Below are 14,437 nucleotides of genomic sequence, written 5' to 3' on the forward strand. Positions count from 1 at the left end.
ACATCCTACCTGCTCTGAAGGCGGCTGGCAGCTTAATTGGCCGTCAGCCCCCGTGACTTGAGTGAACGGAACAGCGGCTCCAGAAAGGCTTCGATGTGCCGCGCCCCAACCTCAGAAAGATGGTTATCGTCGGTATACAGCGCTTGCCCATTGAGTTCGACCCGGCACAAACCGTCGGCACCGCATAGCAAAGGCGCCGGATCCAAGACCGTTACGCCGCTATCGGCCGCCGCCAATTCGTCGAACACCTGGGTAATGAAGGCCTGGCGCTTCACATGCTCGGCTACGGGAAGCCCCTCGCCGTCCACCGGCCGGTTCATCATCGCCAGTCGACTGAGGCGATAAGGCACGATGATTTCCTGCAAAGGAACCTCCTTGACCAGCCACACGCGATGTCCGGCAGCGCGCAATTGCTTTACACGCTGGCGCAGGCCCTCAGCGAACCGTTGTTCGGCCACGGCACGCACATACTTGCCTGTGCTTGGGTCCTTGAGCGCATGCTCTTTGTCACCGGACATTTGTCCGTAGACATATAGACTCCAGCGAGCCGCCAGCACCACATCGCTGAAGGTCTGCTCAGCCATGGCCTTCTCGACCCGGTGGTTGAAATGCGCACAACGGGCAATATTCTCCAGACCATCCAACGGTATGCAGCCAGCAAAACTGGCCCCTACCAGGCTGATGTCGTGCCGATCAGCACCGTCCTTGAGTGCAGGAATCAATGCAGTCGCATGGCTGTCGCCCCACACCAGCGCTGACATGGAGCGACCGGTCGGACCGAAATGGCATAAAAGCCGCTCATCGGGCGTGTCTTTATCGGCCATGCACGCCAATAAATCCGGGCTCCACTTCTTGGCCTGGGCGTAACGCAGCGCCTGTTCGGATAACCGCGAGGGCACGCCGTCGGCTTTGCGGATGGCCAGGCCGGTAAAACCGAGACATAAGATGCCGATCAGCGCACTCGCCAGAATCGCCTGGCGTCCGGCCAGCAAGCGCTTCTCACGGAATGGCGTTTCAATGAAGCGCCAGGAAAGGTAGCCCAGGATCAGCGAGAGCAGCATCAACCCGGCCAATTCCAGCGCACTCAAACCATCTACCGCTGCGTAATTGGCATACACGAAGACCGGCCAATGCCATAGGTACCAGGAATAGGAGATCAGCCCGATGCCCACCATCACCCGAGAACTCAACAGACGGGAAACCCAGGTGTGTTGCTGCCCATTGGCCCAGATCAAACCGACAACCCCCAACACCGGCAGCAATGCCGTGGGGCCAGGGAATGGAGTGGTCGCGTCGTACCCCAGCACCGCGATCAGTATCAGCGCCATAGACCCCAGACTGACGCCCTGCGCCAGGGCAGCAGGCGCACGCCAGTCACGCTTGGGCATCACGGCCAACATGGCGCCGGCCAGCAACTCCCAAGCGCGCAGGTGCAACAGGAAGAATGCCTTTTGTGGTTGATGTTCGACCGCCCAGACACTCATGCCAAACGATGCCAGCAACACCGCAAACAACGCCAGGCGCCAGTGCTTCAAACGGCTGGAGAGCAATATCAGCAGCAGCGGGAAGACAATGTAGAACTGTTCTTCTACCGCCAACGACCAGGTGTGCAGCAAGGGCTTGATGTCAGAGGCGGAGTCGAAATAACCATGCTGACGCGAAAACAACAGGTTGGACGTAAACGTCACTTGATAATGCGCAGACCGCCCAAGATCCTTGTAATCCTTGGGCGCCAACAGAAACCATCCCACTACCAGTGTGACCGCAATCATCACAAACAACGCCGGCAGGATGCGCCGCGCGCGCCGAGCCCAGAAATCGATAAAACTGAAGCGGCCGGCCTGGCGTTCACGCCAGATAATCGAAGTGATCAGGAAGCCGGAGATGACGAAAAACACGTCAACGCCAACAAAACCGCCGGTAATGCCAGGAACTCCGAAGTGAAACAACACAACAGCAAGGACAGCGATAGCACGCAGGCCATCGATGTCTCTGCGGTAAGCAAGAATGGTCATAAGAAATCTGGTCAGTCTGTGACGAAAAGGGTAAGCGTAGTCGCGCGTACAATTTTTGTTACTTAACGGACACTTATGCCATAAAAATTGCTGCATCACGACGCAAAAAAAATGGCGCCCTAGTCGGGCGCCATTTTTCGAAGCGGAAGCGTCGTATTACTTGCGCTTCATCGACAAGAAGAACTCATCGTTGGTCTTGGTGGTTTTCAGTTTATCCACCAGGAACTCGATGGCCGCAACTTCGTCCATCGGATGCAGCAGCTTGCGCAGGATCCACATACGCTGCAGCTCGTCGTCGGCGGTCAGCAACTCTTCGCGGCGGGTGCCGGAACGGTTGATGTTGATGGCCGGGAAGACGCGTTTTTCCGCGATACGACGGTCCAGAGGCAGTTCCATGTTGCCGGTACCCTTGAACTCTTCGTAGATCACTTCGTCCATCTTTGAGCCGGTCTCAACCAGCGCGGTGGCGATAATGGTCAGCGAGCCGCCTTCTTCGATGTTCCGCGCGGCGCCGAAGAAACGCTTGGGTTTCTCCAGGGCGTGAGCATCGACACCACCGGTCAATACCTTGCCGGAGCTAGGGATGACGGTGTTGTAGGCACGGGCCAGACGGGTGATGGAGTCGAGCAGGATCACCACGTCTTTCTTGTGTTCGACCAGGCGCTTGGCCTTCTCGATCACCATCTCGGCAACCTGCACGTGGCGGGTTGGCGGCTCATCGAACGTGGAGGCAACCACTTCACCGCGCACGGTGCGCTGCATCTCGGTCACTTCTTCCGGACGCTCATCGATCAGCAATACGATCAGATGAACTTCAGGATTGTTACGTGCGATGTTCGCTGCAATGTTCTGCAGCATGATGGTCTTACCGGCTTTCGGCGGCGCAACGATCAAGCCACGCTGGCCCTTACCGATCGGTGCGCACAGGTCGATCACGCGGCCGGTCAAGTCTTCGGTGGAACCGTTACCGGCCTCCATCTTCATGCGCACGGTCGGGAACAGCGGCGTCAGGTTCTCGAAGAGAATCTTGTTTTTCGCGTTCTCAGGACGATCGAAGTTGATCGTGTCGACCTTGAGCAGGGCGAAATACCGCTCGCCTTCCTTCGGAGGACGGATCTTGCCCACGATGGTGTCACCGGTGCGCAAGTTGAAGCGGCGGATCTGGCTCGGCGAGACATAAATATCGTCTGGGCCGGCGAGGTAGGAAGCGTCTGCAGAGCGGAGGAAGCCGAAGCCGTCCTGGAGAATCTCCAGCACGCCATCACCGGAGATTTCCTCGCCGCTTTTCGCGTGCTTTTTCAGCAGGGAGAAAATCACGTCCTGCTTGCGCGAACGGGCCATATTTTCTATGCCCATTTCTTCGGCCAATTGGAGCAGGTCGGTAATCGGCTTTTGCTTGAGTTCAGTCAGATTCATATAGGAATGACGTAATCATTTATGGAGGGGGAAATTAAGCTTTTGGCTTAATGAGGCCGCGCCGCGGAGAAGGCGACAGGATCGCGTACTAATCGAAAAGGAGTGCGTCGGCGACGGCTTGCAGGGGGCAGTGGAGAAACCAGTGCGGGGCCGAATGTAACACCTGAATTTCGGAGCGTCTAGCCCTGTTTTACGAAAAAGCCCCGCGATTTGCGGGGCTTTTTTGACGACGCTTAGATGTTCGCGTCGATGAATGCAGCCAACTGCGACTTCGACAATGCGCCCACTTTGGTCGCTTCAACGTTGCCGTTCTTGAACAGCATCAGCGTAGGAATACCACGTACGCCGTGTTTGGCAGGCGTTTCCTGGTTGTCGTCGATGTTGAGCTTGGCAACGGTCAGCTTGCCTTCGTAGGTGGTTGCAATGTCGTCCAGAACCGGAGCGATCATTTTGCAAGGGCCGCACCACTCAGCCCAGTAGTCAACCAGCACCGGGCCTTGAGCCTTGAGTACTTCGGCCTCAAAGGTCGCGTCCGTGACGTGCTTGATAAGATCGTTGCTCATGGATGTCTCCGGATTGTAAGCAAAAAAAACGTTGCCCATCATAGCCGCCCTTCCCCCGTTCAGGAAGCCGCCTCTGATTGAGTCTCGCTATGGCGATCAATGAGTTTGGATATTGCCTTATTCAGGGGGTGGCAGGGGTCAGGAACGCGATGCCGGTACGTAACGCCGCGTTGCGTACGTGCTGCTGCATGGTTTTCTGCGCCGCTGCATTGTTGCGTTGAGCCAGGGCGCGGAGGATCTTGCGATGCTCTTGCCAGGTTTCCATGGCCCGCTCCGGCCGGATGAACGGTAGTTTCTGACTCTCCAGAAACACCTCGGCGCTGGCACTGAGGATGCTGACCATCGCTCGGTTACCGCTGGCGAGGAGAATGCGCTGGTGAAATTCAAAGTCCAGCCGCGCAGCCGCTTCGAAATCACCGGCCTTGAGCACCTGACGCATTGCCTCGACGTTGTCTTCCAGGCTGTCTAACGCCTCGATGGTCAGCGTGACCGCCGCCAACCCCGCGGCAAAGCCCTCCAAGGCATAGCGCAACTGAAAAATCTCCAACGGCGTGGCCTGCGCCGCGAAAGGCCAGGCAAAACCCGCCGGCGGCTCCTGCGCGGTTTGCACGAACACACCTTTACCCGGTTGCACACTGACCACACCCAGAGCGCTCAGGGACGACAACGCTTCGCGCAATGACGCCCGACTCACGCCCAGTTGCACGGCCAACTCACGCTGAGACGGCAGGGCATCGCCTGGGCCGAAGCCCTGCTCCTTGATCAGTTTGCGGATGGCCTGCAACGCCGCCTCCGGTACCGCTTGGGCGATGGAATTCATAAAAAACTCAAGGTTTCAGTCAACTGAGCGGCTAGTTGTAAAGCTATTCGCAGTCGGCGGCAAGTCACGCCCTAAAGGCGCTCGCGAGGTTTTAGCGGCGCTCGAAAAGGGTGCAAAAAACTTACTTACTGTTCAGACCAGTAAGACCAATACACGCCAGTAAAACCCAGCCTTGCAGCGCAATCGGCCACGACTGGCATGGGCTGTGCACTGACCATTGACAGAACATTCCTTCGCCTTTCTCGGAGAGTTGCCATGACTAAGCGCTACGGCGCCCTGCTGACTGCCCTGTTTGCCAGTCTGATGCTGAGTCACACACCCGTACAGGCCAACGGGCTGGACGATATCGTGGCCCGTGGCACCTTAAAGGTTGCCGTGCCGCAGGATTTCCCGCCGTTCGGCTCGGTCGGCCCGGACATGAAGCCCCGTGGCCTGGACATCGACACCGCCAAGCTGCTGGCCGACCAGCTCAAGGTCAAGCTGGAGCTGACCCCCGTCAACAGCACCAACCGTATCCCCTTCCTCACCACCGGCAAAGTCGATCTGGTGATCTCTAGCCTGGGTAAAAATCCCGAGCGCGAGAAGGTCATCGACTTTTCCAAGGCCTACGCGCCCTTTTACCTCGCCGTGTTCGGCCCGCCCGAGGCCGCCATCGCCAGCACCGACGACCTCAAGGGCAAAACCATCAGCGTGACCCGTGGCGCCATCGAAGACATCGAGCTGACCGCCGTGGCGCCCAAAGAAGCCACGATCAAGCGCTTCGAAGACAACAACTCGACGATCGCCGCCTACCTGGCCGGCCAAGTCGACCTGATCGCCAGCGGCAACGTAGTGATGGTGGCGATCAGCGAGCGCAACCCCAAACGCGTACCGGCACTGAAAGTGAAGCTCAAGGATTCGCCGGTGTACGTGGGCGTGAATAAAAACGAGCCGGCGCTGCTGGAGAAGGTCAATCAGATCCTGGTCGCGGCCAAGGCTGACGGCAGCCTGGAAAAGAACGCGATGCAATGGCTGAAAGAGCCGCTGCCCGCCGATCTGTGAAGCCACGGAGCTGACTGATGGCGTATCAATTTGACTTTGTTCCGGTGCTGGCCAACACCGACCTGTTGTTGCGGGGTGCGCTATTTACCCTGGAATTGACGGCTATCGGCGCGATCCTCGGCGTCGCCCTGGGCACCGTCGGTGCAGTAGTGCGTGCCTGGAAAATCCAGCCTCTGGCCTGGTGCTTTGGGGTCTATGTCGAGTTGATCCGCAACACGCCATTCCTGGTGCAGCTGTTCTTCATCTTCTTCGGCCTGCCGTCGTTGGGATTGAAAATCACCGAATGGCAAGCCGCCGTACTGGCGATGGTGATCAACCTGGGGGCTTATTCCACGGAGATCATCCGCGCGGGCATCCAGGCCGTTCCTCGCGGGCAACTGGAAGCCGCCGCCGCACTGGCGATGACCCGCTTCGAAGCCTTCCGTCATGTAGTGCTGCTGCCAGCGCTGGGCAAGGTGTGGCCAGCCCTGAGCAGCCAGATCATCATCGTGATGCTGGGGTCGGCAGTGTGTTCGCAGATCGCCACCGAAGAATTGAGTTTTGCCGCCAACTTCATCCAATCCCGCAATTTCCGCGCCTTTGAAACGTATGCCCTCACCACGCTGGTGTACTTGTGCATGGCGCTGATGATTCGCCAGTTGCTCAATTGGATCGGCCGTCGCTTTGTGATGAGGAATAGCCGATGAGTGATTTTTCATTCTGGGACATTGTGCGCAACCTGCTTACGGGCCTGCAGTGGACGTTGCTGCTGTCGCTGGTGGCATTTATCGGCGGCGGCCTGATCGGTTTGCTGGTGATGACTCTGCGCATCAGCAGCAAGGCATTTCCACGCAATGTTGCGCGCAGCTATATAGAGCTGTTCCAGGGCACACCGCTGTTGATGCAGTTGTTCTTGGTGTTTTTCGGCATCGCGCTGCTCGGCGTGGATATTTCGTCCTGGCTGGCGGCGGCGATCGCCCTGACTTTGTTTACCAGTGCCTACCTCGCCGAGATCTGGCGCGGCTGCGTCGAGTCAATCGCTCATGGGCAGTGGGAAGCCTCCGCCAGCCTGGCACTCAACCCGCTTGAGCAACTGCGTTATGTGATCCTGCCTCAGGCCCTGCGCATTGCCGTGGCGCCGACCGTGGGGTTCTCGGTACAGGTCGTAAAAGGCACCGCCGTCGCCTCGATTATCGGCTTCACCGAACTGACCAAGACCGGCGGCATGCTCGCCAATGCCACGTTCGAGCCCTTTATGGTCTACGGCCTGGTGGCCCTTGGTTACTTTTTACTCTGCTACCCCTTGTCCCTCAGTGCGCGCTACCTGGAAAGGAGACTGCATGCCTCTGCTTAGAATTTCGGCCCTGCATAAGTATTACGGCGACCATCATGTCCTCAAAGGCATCGACCTCACGGTTGAAGAAGGCCAGGTGGTGGCGATCATCGGTCGCAGCGGCTCGGGCAAATCCACCTTGCTGCGCACCCTCAATGGCCTGGAGTCGATCAACGATGGGGTGATCGAGGTCGACGGAGAGTACCTCGACGCCGCACGCGCCGACCTGCGCAGCTTGCGGCAGAAAGTCGGGATGGTGTTCCAACAGTTCAACCTGTTCCCGCACCTGACCGTGGGCGAAAACGTCATGCTCGCGCCCCAAGTGGTGCAGAAAGTGCCCAAGGCCAAGGCCGCCCAACTGGCTCGGCAAATGTTGGAGCGCGTTGGGCTGGGTGAAAAATTCGACGCCTTCCCTGATCGTCTGTCCGGCGGCCAGCAACAACGGGTCGCCATTGCTCGCGCCCTGGCCATGTCGCCCAAGGTGCTGTTGTGTGACGAAATCACCTCGGCCCTGGATCCGGAACTGGTCAACGAGGTACTCAGCGTGGTGCGCCAGTTGGCCAAGGACGGAATGACGCTGATCATGGTGACCCACGAAATGCGCTTCGCCCGGGAGGTCGGTGATAAATTGGTCTTCATGCACCAGGGCAAGGTGCATGAAGTGGGCGATCCCAAGGTGTTATTCGCCAACCCACGTACCCCCGAGTTCGCGAACTTTATCGGCTCAGTGGAGCAGTCGGGCTGACCAGCTCGAAACGACCCCTCCCCTCTAGCACCGCGTGATCGCGCACCTGCAAGGCGTCGGAGGGCAGTTCGGTGTCGATTTGCACCTGGGCGGTCAAGCGCTTGCCAACCGCCCGGGTGGACAGTACCTGCCCTGGCAATAGCTGCCCGCCAACGGGTTCACCGGCAAGCTGTACCGGCGCCCACTCGACAGCATGCCCATCCATCTGGGCCTGCTTGAGTGTCAGACGGAAGTGCCCCTGACGGCCAAACCGGAAACTTTGCCCATCGGCAGCTCCGGCAAATCGCAGCGCGATGGTCGCAGGCTCCATACACAGCACGCTCAAGTGCAGCATGCGCGTCCCCAGTGCGATGGTGGGGTTGTGTGTCAGCGGGTCATTGCGAATCACCCCATAGTCGACTGTCGGCTGGCTCACGGACAACCGGCAGTTCTGCGCCTGTACAGCCTCGCTCATCGCCATCGTGCACAACAGTACGAGGCCCAGTTTCTTCAGCTTAACGGCCATGGCACACCGCCGATGTTGTCTCATAGAACGTGTCATTGTCGGGCTGGGTCCCGGGAGTAAGCCTGAGCTGGCAAGTAGAAGAATCCGACAAAGAAACCCGCAACGCCTGGGAGTCGTTCATGTCGTTCAGGAAAATCATGCCGTCACCCACCACGCTGGTCAGGAAACGGTTGTTCTTATCGAACACCGAAGCACCCTGAGGCAATGGTCGGCCCTGTTCATCGGTGCCGGTGACCAGCACTCGGCGCACTTTCACCACATCGAACGTCACGTTGTTCACCGACCCGCGAGCGGCAGCGAGGGTGTGCGTGCCGTTCTTCAGGTCCACGCGTTTGGGCAAGGACTGGGTCTGTACTTCGATACGACTGTCGGTATAGGCCGGCAAACCGGGGATCACTGCCTGCCCGCTGAAATCGGTCCATACCAGGCCGTGCGGGGTACTGATTTTGGCGGCGCCGATATCACCCACCGAGACAATGCCAAAGGTGTCCTGCACGGCATACGGCGAGAACGTCAAACCGCCTCCGTGGGCCACGACGCCGCCGCGCAACTGCCCGGAATAATCGGTGCCCTGGGGGTTGCGACTGACCCCCATGCCCACTCGGGTGTAGCGTGGCATCAGGTCCAACTGACCGCGCAACGTTTGCTCCCGCGCACTGAGGTCACGCTCGACGCCCACTTCGTAGTTCACGTAGTCATTGACCCGCTCCGTAAGGGCGGCGCCAGCCCGCGCGCGGTCCCCACGCCGACTAATATAGCTGTTGACTCGACGATCACCGCCCAGGGGCACGGTCACCTGCAAGCGCACCGACAGATCATCGTCGAACGCCGAATCACGCCGGCTACCGCCCTGGGTAACGTCATGCCGTTTGCGGGTGCCACCCACCTGCGAATCGGCGATCAAGGTGACGTCGGCATGGCTGAATGAGCGGTTCCATGAGGCGAACAGATGCTCGGTCGTGTGCCCGTCGAATGAGTTGCTGCGCGTATAGCCCAAAGAGAATGCCCCCAGCGCGGGGTCGATCCAGCTCACTCCGGCGGTGTATTGATGCTTGAAACGAGAGTCCAGTTCATCGGTCTTGGACGAGCGACCCGCCTCAAGCACTTCGCGATAACCGCGCGTCTGGGTGGTAGCGCTGAGGCTCAGGTCCATATCGGCGGACACCGGGCTGCTCACGCTTAGGCTGCTGCGTGAACCGGACACCGCATTAAGACTGTCTCGGGAAAGGTTATGGCGAGCACCCACGTTCACGCGTTGGAAAAACACGCTGCTCAGCGTGCCTCCGGCCGCCCAGTAATCATCGGTACTCAACAGGCCAAAGCCGGCGGATGAGTCGCGCCCCAGGCCCCAGGTGCCACTGCCCATGGCGACGATGGGTGACGGCGCGTCTTCATGGGTGTTCTCACGCACCTTGCCCAAGGCGAAGTAATAGCCGGGTGCCGCGGGAGCAGCACCGGCAAACGAAGCCGCCGGCACCACAAAACTGCGCGTGCCTCCTCGCACATCGATCACGCTGACTTCCAGGTCGCTGGTGCCATTGAGCAGCGGCAAACCGGTCAACCGAAAAGGCCCTTCGGGCACCAGCGTGCTATGGATCAAGGCACCCGACTGACGCACTTCGATCCTCGACTGGCTCTGGGCCAGCCCCTCAACCACGGCATTGTTGCTGCCCGCCGGCACGCGGGATTGACCATCGGGGAAAAACTGCACACCGGACAGTTGGAGGCCACCGAACTGCGGGTTATTGCTGGACAACTGGCCGACCTGGAAGGTCGATTGCAACGCGCCGATATCCCGCTGGGCATAGGCATTCAAATGTTCGGCGCGGGCCTCGCCATTGTCGGACACATAATATTGGCGGCTGCGAACGATCCAATCTCCGAGATTGAACCCCGCCTCGGTATAAGCCGATACGAACCGGCTCGCACCGCTGCGCGAATGGCTATCGAACCCCTGCACGTCATAGTTGAACAACGCCGCCGCCCCGCCCCGGGCAAAGTGCCCAGCCTCCCATTGCGGCTCGCGCAGTGCCTGCGTCGGCACCACCAGCGCAACCTCATCGTTACCGGGCCGCAGCCGCACCATCGTATTAGGGAAAGCCCCCAGGAAGTCATGACAGGCCTGAGTCGCATCAGCCGTCTCTTGGATAATGCCACTCGGTTTGACCAACCCGGCCTTATCGAGCAGCCCGGCGGTAAAACACAGTTGCCCATGCGCATCGAACCGCGCCTCCACCAACCCGAGCGGGTTGCCATTGAGCCGCAACCCGACCACATGCACACCCTCACGAAAACGCGGGGCCGTGCGGAAATAGTCGGAGACCTTCGGATCAATACCGTGGGCAGTCAGCGCCGCCAGGTCAAACCCCTCTCCCAACTCCAGGGCGGGCAGCACACCAGGCAAGCTCCACAACGTTGCAACCCCCATGAGCAGCGTGGGCCGACAGGGCCAGAGCGACGCCAGAACTCGGTTACTCGACAGATTTATCATGAGTCGATCAACCCTCGCCGGCATTGATCGAAGCTCGGTAGTTGTCTGCGGAGAAACCGTAGACAGTGGCGGGCTGAATCTCTACAGCAGCCACCCCCTCCAGAGCGCCTTCGACGCTCAATGTCAGCGCCTCCCCCGGCAAAATGTAGGTTCGGGGCAATGTTGCCAGGGCCTTCTGTGGTAGCAGCAGTACCTCCGGCGCCAGACGCACGACATAGGCGCTGTCGTTATGAACGCTGAGGCCCTCGCCCACGTGCTTCCACTTCAACAGCTCCCAGGGGCTGTGATGCAGAGGAAGGCCCCGCGGATGCAGGATCAGCGGCAAGTTCTGCCGCAAGGTGATACCGATGGTCGCACGGCCTGGCGCACGGGCCTGGGGGATGCCCTCGAAGGACACGCGTTTCAATCGCTGGGTTTTCAGCGGCTCCTTCAAGGTGCCGATGAAGCGCACCAACTGGGTTTCGCCCGCCTCCACTCGCGTAATGGGCGGCGTCACGATTAAAAGCGGCTCCACATCTTCCGGTACGTTTTCGATAACCGAGTGAAGCAACGCCGGCGTCGCGTCAGTATTTTTGATAGATATCGTCGCTTCGCCCTGGTCTTCATAAAACACAACCACGGTTGTTTCCGGCAACATTCCATCCGCCATTACAGCACCGGCAAACCACACACAAAAACTGGCACATAACACACGTGCACTATTTATTACTGAAAGACTAAGCATTCAGTGTTCCCCACGCCTTTAAGTTGACCCTTGATAGCTAAGCGCTCCTATTAAAACAGCCGATCGGAAACAAGGGAGTTCTGATCGGCCGTAAATAAGTCGCTTAGATGTAGCTCAACTCAAGCGTCGCACGCCCATCCAGAACCGTATCGCGCGACAGGTCCAGGTCCTGGCCCCGATTAATAACGGCGCGCACTTCGAGGGTGCCGGTCAGTTGACTGATCGCGGCTGGGGTGACAGCCGTGGTGTTGCGCCAGGAATACTGACTAGGCGCCTGGGCCACTTTGCCATCCGAGTTTTGCCAGGCGCCGGTGCCGACACGCACGATAGGAAACAGCGTGGTGGTGGACGAACGCAGGTCTTTGAGGGTGATGGCGAAACCACCGGTTCTGCGGCCGCCAACGGAACCCAGGCCATAGTTGTGGGCTTCGGTATAGCCGGCCCCCAACGCATTGAGGATGCCAGGCACCTTGCTGGCGCCCTGCAGGTCGACGAACTTCAATCCGAACTTGGCTGGGGTAGTGCCGCAGTTGATGCTCAGAGGAGCGGTCTTGGGCAGCAATGGGTTGAACGCAGTTGGCAGCAATTGGCCGGAAGGGATTGTGCCGTAGTCGACGATGCCACCACCGGTCATGCTGAGGTTGCAGGCGGCAGGTTTGATCGTGCCCCTGACGATCAGCTCGGCGCTGCTGGAAGCGTGGGCGTTGATGGCCGCAGCCAGGCAAGCGATACCGAAAGTCAATCCAACAATCTTTTTCATAAGGGTCCTGTCACTGAAAGTTATCAGGCGCATTTATTTATTGTTCCTTACGGCAACCATAAATAAATAACACCACGGCACTATTGCCGAGTGACAGTCTGTCTCCTTAGTACCTAACTAAAAAATGAGACAACACATCAGTTAGTGTGGGAGCGATAAAAATATATTGTCAGCCAAGCGTGAACCTAGAGTAGGCCTCAACAAAAAAAGGAATGAAATATCGACATGAAAGGTGTAGGCAGAATCATAATTCGTACTACCACAGATAAAAGTTATAACTTCCTACAAGAACACACGAGGGCGCTACAGAGGTCGAGAACGACAACCTACCTTTCCTACAGCCAATTCTTATGGGCAACCTCGGCGCAATTCCCGAAGCACTACGCGTTGGCGTCAGCGGTCGATCGTGGCACGATGGCGAGGTTATCGACCGAGACCCCCAAACCATGCCGCAATCCCAAGCCAAGAATCTGTCCCTGATCGCCGCCATCGACCTGGGCTCCAACAGCTTTCACATGGTCGTGGCCAAGGCCCAGAACGGTGAGATCCGCATCCTTGAGCGGCTCGGCGAAAAGGTGCAACTGGCCGCCGGAATCGACGACGAGCGTCAGCTCAATGAAGAATCCATGCAGCGCGGGCTCGATTGCCTCAAGCGTTTCGCTCAATTGATCAACGGTATGCCCCTGGGCGCCGTTCGAATCGTCGGTACCAACGCCCTGCGCGAAGCGCGCAACCGTGGCGAATTCATCCGCCGCGCCGAAGAAATCCTCGGCCACCCCGTGGAAGTCATCTCAGGCCGTGAGGAAGCACGCCTGATCTACCTCGGCGTGTCACATACGCTGGCCGATACCCCCGGCAAACGCCTGGTGGCGGACATCGGTGGCGGCAGTACCGAGTTCATCATTGGCCAGCGTTTCGAGCCGCTGCTGCGCGAAAGCCTGCAGATGGGCTGCGTCAGCTACACCCAGCGTTATTTCAAGGACGGCAAGATCACCCCGGCGCGCTACGCCCAGGCCTATACGGCCGCGCGGCTGGAGATCATGAGCATCGAACACGCCCTGCACCGCTTGACTTGGGATGAAGCCATCGGTTCGTCCGGCACCATCCGCGCCATCGGCCTGGCCCTCAAAGCGGGCGGGCACGGCACCGGTGAGGTCAACGCCGAAGGTCTGGCGTGGCTCAAGCGCAAACTGTTCAAGCTGGGGGATGCCGAAAAAATCGACTTCGACGGCATCAAACCTGATCGACGCACGATCTTCCCCGCCGGCCTGGCGATTCTCGAAGCGATTTTTGACGCCCTCGAACTGCAACGCATGGACCACTGCGATGGCGCCCTGCGTGAAGGCGTGCTGTATGACCTGCTGGGCCGTCACCACCATGAAGACGTGCGTGAGCGCACGCTCAGCTCATTGATGGAGCGTTATCACGTCGACCTGGAGCAAGCGGCCCGCGTTGAACGCAAGGCGCTGCATGCCTTCGACCAAGTGGCCGAGGACTGGGGCCTGGAAGACGGCGTCTGGCGCGAACTGCTGGGCTGGGCGGCCAAGGTGCATGAAGTGGGCCTGGACATCGCTCACTACCACTACCACAAGCATGGCGCTTACCTGATCGAGCATTCGGACCTGGCCGGTTTCTCCCGGGAAGACCAACAGATGCTCGCGCTGCTGGTGCGCGGCCATCGCCGTAATATCCCCAAGGACAAATTCGCGGAATTTGGTGACGACGGCATCAAACTGATTCGCCTGTGTGTGCTGCTGCGTTTTGCGATCCTGTTCCACCACATCCGTGGCACGCAGGAGATGCCCCAGGTCAAACTGCGGGCCGATGGCGACAGCCTGGAAGTGATGTTCCCCAAAGGCTGGCTGGAAGAAAACCAGCTGACCCAGGCGGATTTTGCCCAGGAAGCGGAATGGTTGACGCGGGTGGGGATCAGTCTGAACCTGCGCTAGAGAACACCGAAAACAAATATGGGAGGGGGCTTGCCCCCGATGAGGGAGTGGCAGTCAACAGATTCAGTGACTGCTCCACCGTCATCGGGGGCAAGC

13 protein-coding genes are annotated in these 14,437 nt (G+C 59.0%); 5 read left to right on the forward strand and 8 right to left on the reverse strand.

The annotated features are described in order from the left end of the window. Nucleotides 1-32: 32 nt before the first annotated feature. The 4 genes from YA0848_RS11940 to YA0848_RS11955 all read right to left on the reverse strand — a co-directional run bounded on the left by YA0848_RS11940 (nt 33) and on the right by YA0848_RS11955 (nt 4,814). Nucleotides 33-2,015, reverse strand: coding sequence for an acyltransferase family protein (locus YA0848_RS11940; RefSeq protein WP_169902337.1), 1,983 nt, complete (start codon nt 2,013-2,015; stop codon nt 33-35). Nucleotides 2,016-2,171: 156 nt separating this feature from the next. Beyond that, nucleotides 2,172-3,431 (reverse strand): transcription termination factor Rho, encoded by a 1,260-nt coding sequence (rho, locus tag YA0848_RS11945; protein WP_016973082.1) that lies wholly within the window; start codon nt 3,429-3,431, stop codon nt 2,172-2,174. Nucleotides 3,432-3,664: 233 nt separating this feature from the next. Then, a complete protein-coding gene (gene trxA / locus YA0848_RS11950; protein ID WP_034101399.1) occupies nt 3,665-3,994 on the reverse strand; it encodes a thioredoxin TrxA in 330 nt (109 codons plus the stop codon). Between the two features lie 121 nt (nt 3,995-4,115). Continuing rightward, a complete protein-coding gene (locus YA0848_RS11955; RefSeq protein ID WP_169902336.1) occupies nt 4,116-4,814 on the reverse strand; it encodes a FadR/GntR family transcriptional regulator in 699 nt (232 codons plus the stop codon). A 255-nt stretch (nt 4,815-5,069) separates the two neighbouring features. Between YA0848_RS11955 and YA0848_RS11960 the strand changes: the two genes are divergently transcribed. The 4 genes from YA0848_RS11960 to YA0848_RS11975 are packed head-to-tail and all read left to right on the forward strand — an operon-like array spanning nt 5,070 to nt 7,912. After that, entirely contained in the window at nt 5,070-5,855 is a 786-nt protein-coding gene (locus YA0848_RS11960) for a transporter substrate-binding domain-containing protein (RefSeq protein WP_184316005.1), read from the forward strand. 17 nt (nt 5,856-5,872) lie between these two features. Continuing rightward, complete coding sequence (locus YA0848_RS11965; protein ID WP_034139750.1) at nt 5,873-6,541, forward strand: amino acid ABC transporter permease; 669 nt, start codon at nt 5,873-5,875, stop codon at nt 6,539-6,541. Continuing rightward, entirely contained in the window at nt 6,538-7,188 is a 651-nt protein-coding gene (locus YA0848_RS11970) for an amino acid ABC transporter permease (protein ID WP_169902334.1), read from the forward strand. Before YA0848_RS11965 ends, YA0848_RS11970 begins: the two co-directional genes overlap by 4 nt. After that, on the forward strand, nt 7,175-7,912 hold the full coding sequence (locus YA0848_RS11975; protein WP_034101404.1) for an amino acid ABC transporter ATP-binding protein: 738 nt from the start codon (nt 7,175-7,177) through the stop codon (nt 7,910-7,912). The genes YA0848_RS11970 and YA0848_RS11975 overlap by 14 nt, the downstream gene beginning before the upstream one ends. On the opposite strand, the gene YA0848_RS11980 is transcribed toward YA0848_RS11975, so the two are convergent. The 4 genes from YA0848_RS11980 to YA0848_RS11995 all read right to left on the reverse strand — a co-directional run bounded on the left by YA0848_RS11980 (nt 7,884) and on the right by YA0848_RS11995 (nt 12,392). Continuing rightward, the gene (locus YA0848_RS11980) at nt 7,884-8,417 is read right to left on the reverse strand and encodes a hypothetical protein (RefSeq protein WP_169902333.1); all 534 of its coding nucleotides are present in this window, start codon (nt 8,415-8,417) and stop codon (nt 7,884-7,886) included. The two genes, YA0848_RS11975 and YA0848_RS11980, sit on opposite strands and share 29 nt — an antisense overlap. Continuing rightward, a complete protein-coding gene (locus YA0848_RS11985; protein ID WP_169902332.1) occupies nt 8,407-10,908 on the reverse strand; it encodes a fimbria/pilus outer membrane usher protein in 2,502 nt (833 codons plus the stop codon). Before YA0848_RS11985 ends, YA0848_RS11980 begins: the two co-directional genes overlap by 11 nt. Nucleotides 10,909-10,915: 7 nt before the next feature. Beyond that, on the reverse strand, nt 10,916-11,632 hold the full coding sequence (locus tag YA0848_RS11990; RefSeq protein ID WP_082136136.1) for a fimbria/pilus chaperone family protein: 717 nt from the start codon (nt 11,630-11,632) through the stop codon (nt 10,916-10,918). A gap of 103 nt (nt 11,633-11,735) precedes the next feature. Beyond that, on the reverse strand, nt 11,736-12,392 hold the full coding sequence (locus YA0848_RS11995) for a DUF1120 domain-containing protein (protein WP_169902331.1): 657 nt from the start codon (nt 12,390-12,392) through the stop codon (nt 11,736-11,738). A 446-nt stretch (nt 12,393-12,838) separates the two neighbouring features. Between YA0848_RS11995 and ppx the strand changes: the two genes are divergently transcribed. Continuing rightward, nucleotides 12,839-14,341 carry an exopolyphosphatase gene (gene ppx / locus YA0848_RS12000; protein WP_034101409.1) on the forward strand — a complete coding sequence of 501 codons (1,503 nt, stop codon included), beginning with the start codon at nt 12,839-12,841 and terminating at the stop codon, nt 14,339-14,341. The last annotated feature ends 96 nt before the right edge of the window (nt 14,342-14,437 follow it).

The organism is Pseudomonas sp. S4_EA_1b (genome assembly GCF_016307435.1).
Taxonomy (GTDB): Bacteria; Pseudomonadota; Gammaproteobacteria; order Pseudomonadales; family Pseudomonadaceae; genus Aquipseudomonas; species Aquipseudomonas rhodesiae.

Excerpts from the sequence above, each read along its gene's own strand:
- YA0848_RS11940 (WP_169902337.1), bottom strand. The coding sequence starts at position 2,015 with ATGACCATTCTTGCTTACCGCAGAGACATCGATGGCCTGCGTGCTATC.
- rho (WP_016973082.1), bottom strand. The coding sequence starts at position 3,431 with ATGAATCTGACTGAACTCAAGCAAAAGCCGATTACCGACCTGCTCCAA.
- trxA (WP_034101399.1), bottom strand. The coding sequence starts at position 3,994 with ATGAGCAACGATCTTATCAAGCACGTCACGGACGCGACCTTTGAGGCC.
- YA0848_RS11955 (WP_169902336.1), bottom strand. The coding sequence starts at position 4,814 with ATGAATTCCATCGCCCAAGCGGTACCGGAGGCGGCGTTGCAGGCCATC.
- YA0848_RS11960 (WP_184316005.1), top strand. The coding sequence starts at position 5,070 with ATGACTAAGCGCTACGGCGCCCTGCTGACTGCCCTGTTTGCCAGTCTG.
- YA0848_RS11965 (WP_034139750.1), top strand. The coding sequence starts at position 5,873 with ATGGCGTATCAATTTGACTTTGTTCCGGTGCTGGCCAACACCGACCTG.
- YA0848_RS11970 (WP_169902334.1), top strand. The coding sequence starts at position 6,538 with ATGAGTGATTTTTCATTCTGGGACATTGTGCGCAACCTGCTTACGGGC.
- YA0848_RS11975 (WP_034101404.1), top strand. The coding sequence starts at position 7,175 with ATGCCTCTGCTTAGAATTTCGGCCCTGCATAAGTATTACGGCGACCAT.
- YA0848_RS11980 (WP_169902333.1), bottom strand. The coding sequence starts at position 8,417 with ATGGCCGTTAAGCTGAAGAAACTGGGCCTCGTACTGTTGTGCACGATG.
- YA0848_RS11985 (WP_169902332.1), bottom strand. The coding sequence starts at position 10,908 with ATGATAAATCTGTCGAGTAACCGAGTTCTGGCGTCGCTCTGGCCCTGT.
- YA0848_RS11990 (WP_082136136.1), bottom strand. The coding sequence starts at position 11,632 with ATGCTTAGTCTTTCAGTAATAAATAGTGCACGTGTGTTATGTGCCAGT.
- YA0848_RS11995 (WP_169902331.1), bottom strand. The coding sequence starts at position 12,392 with ATGAAAAAGATTGTTGGATTGACTTTCGGTATCGCTTGCCTGGCTGCG.
- ppx (WP_034101409.1), top strand. The coding sequence starts at position 12,839 with ATGCCGCAATCCCAAGCCAAGAATCTGTCCCTGATCGCCGCCATCGAC.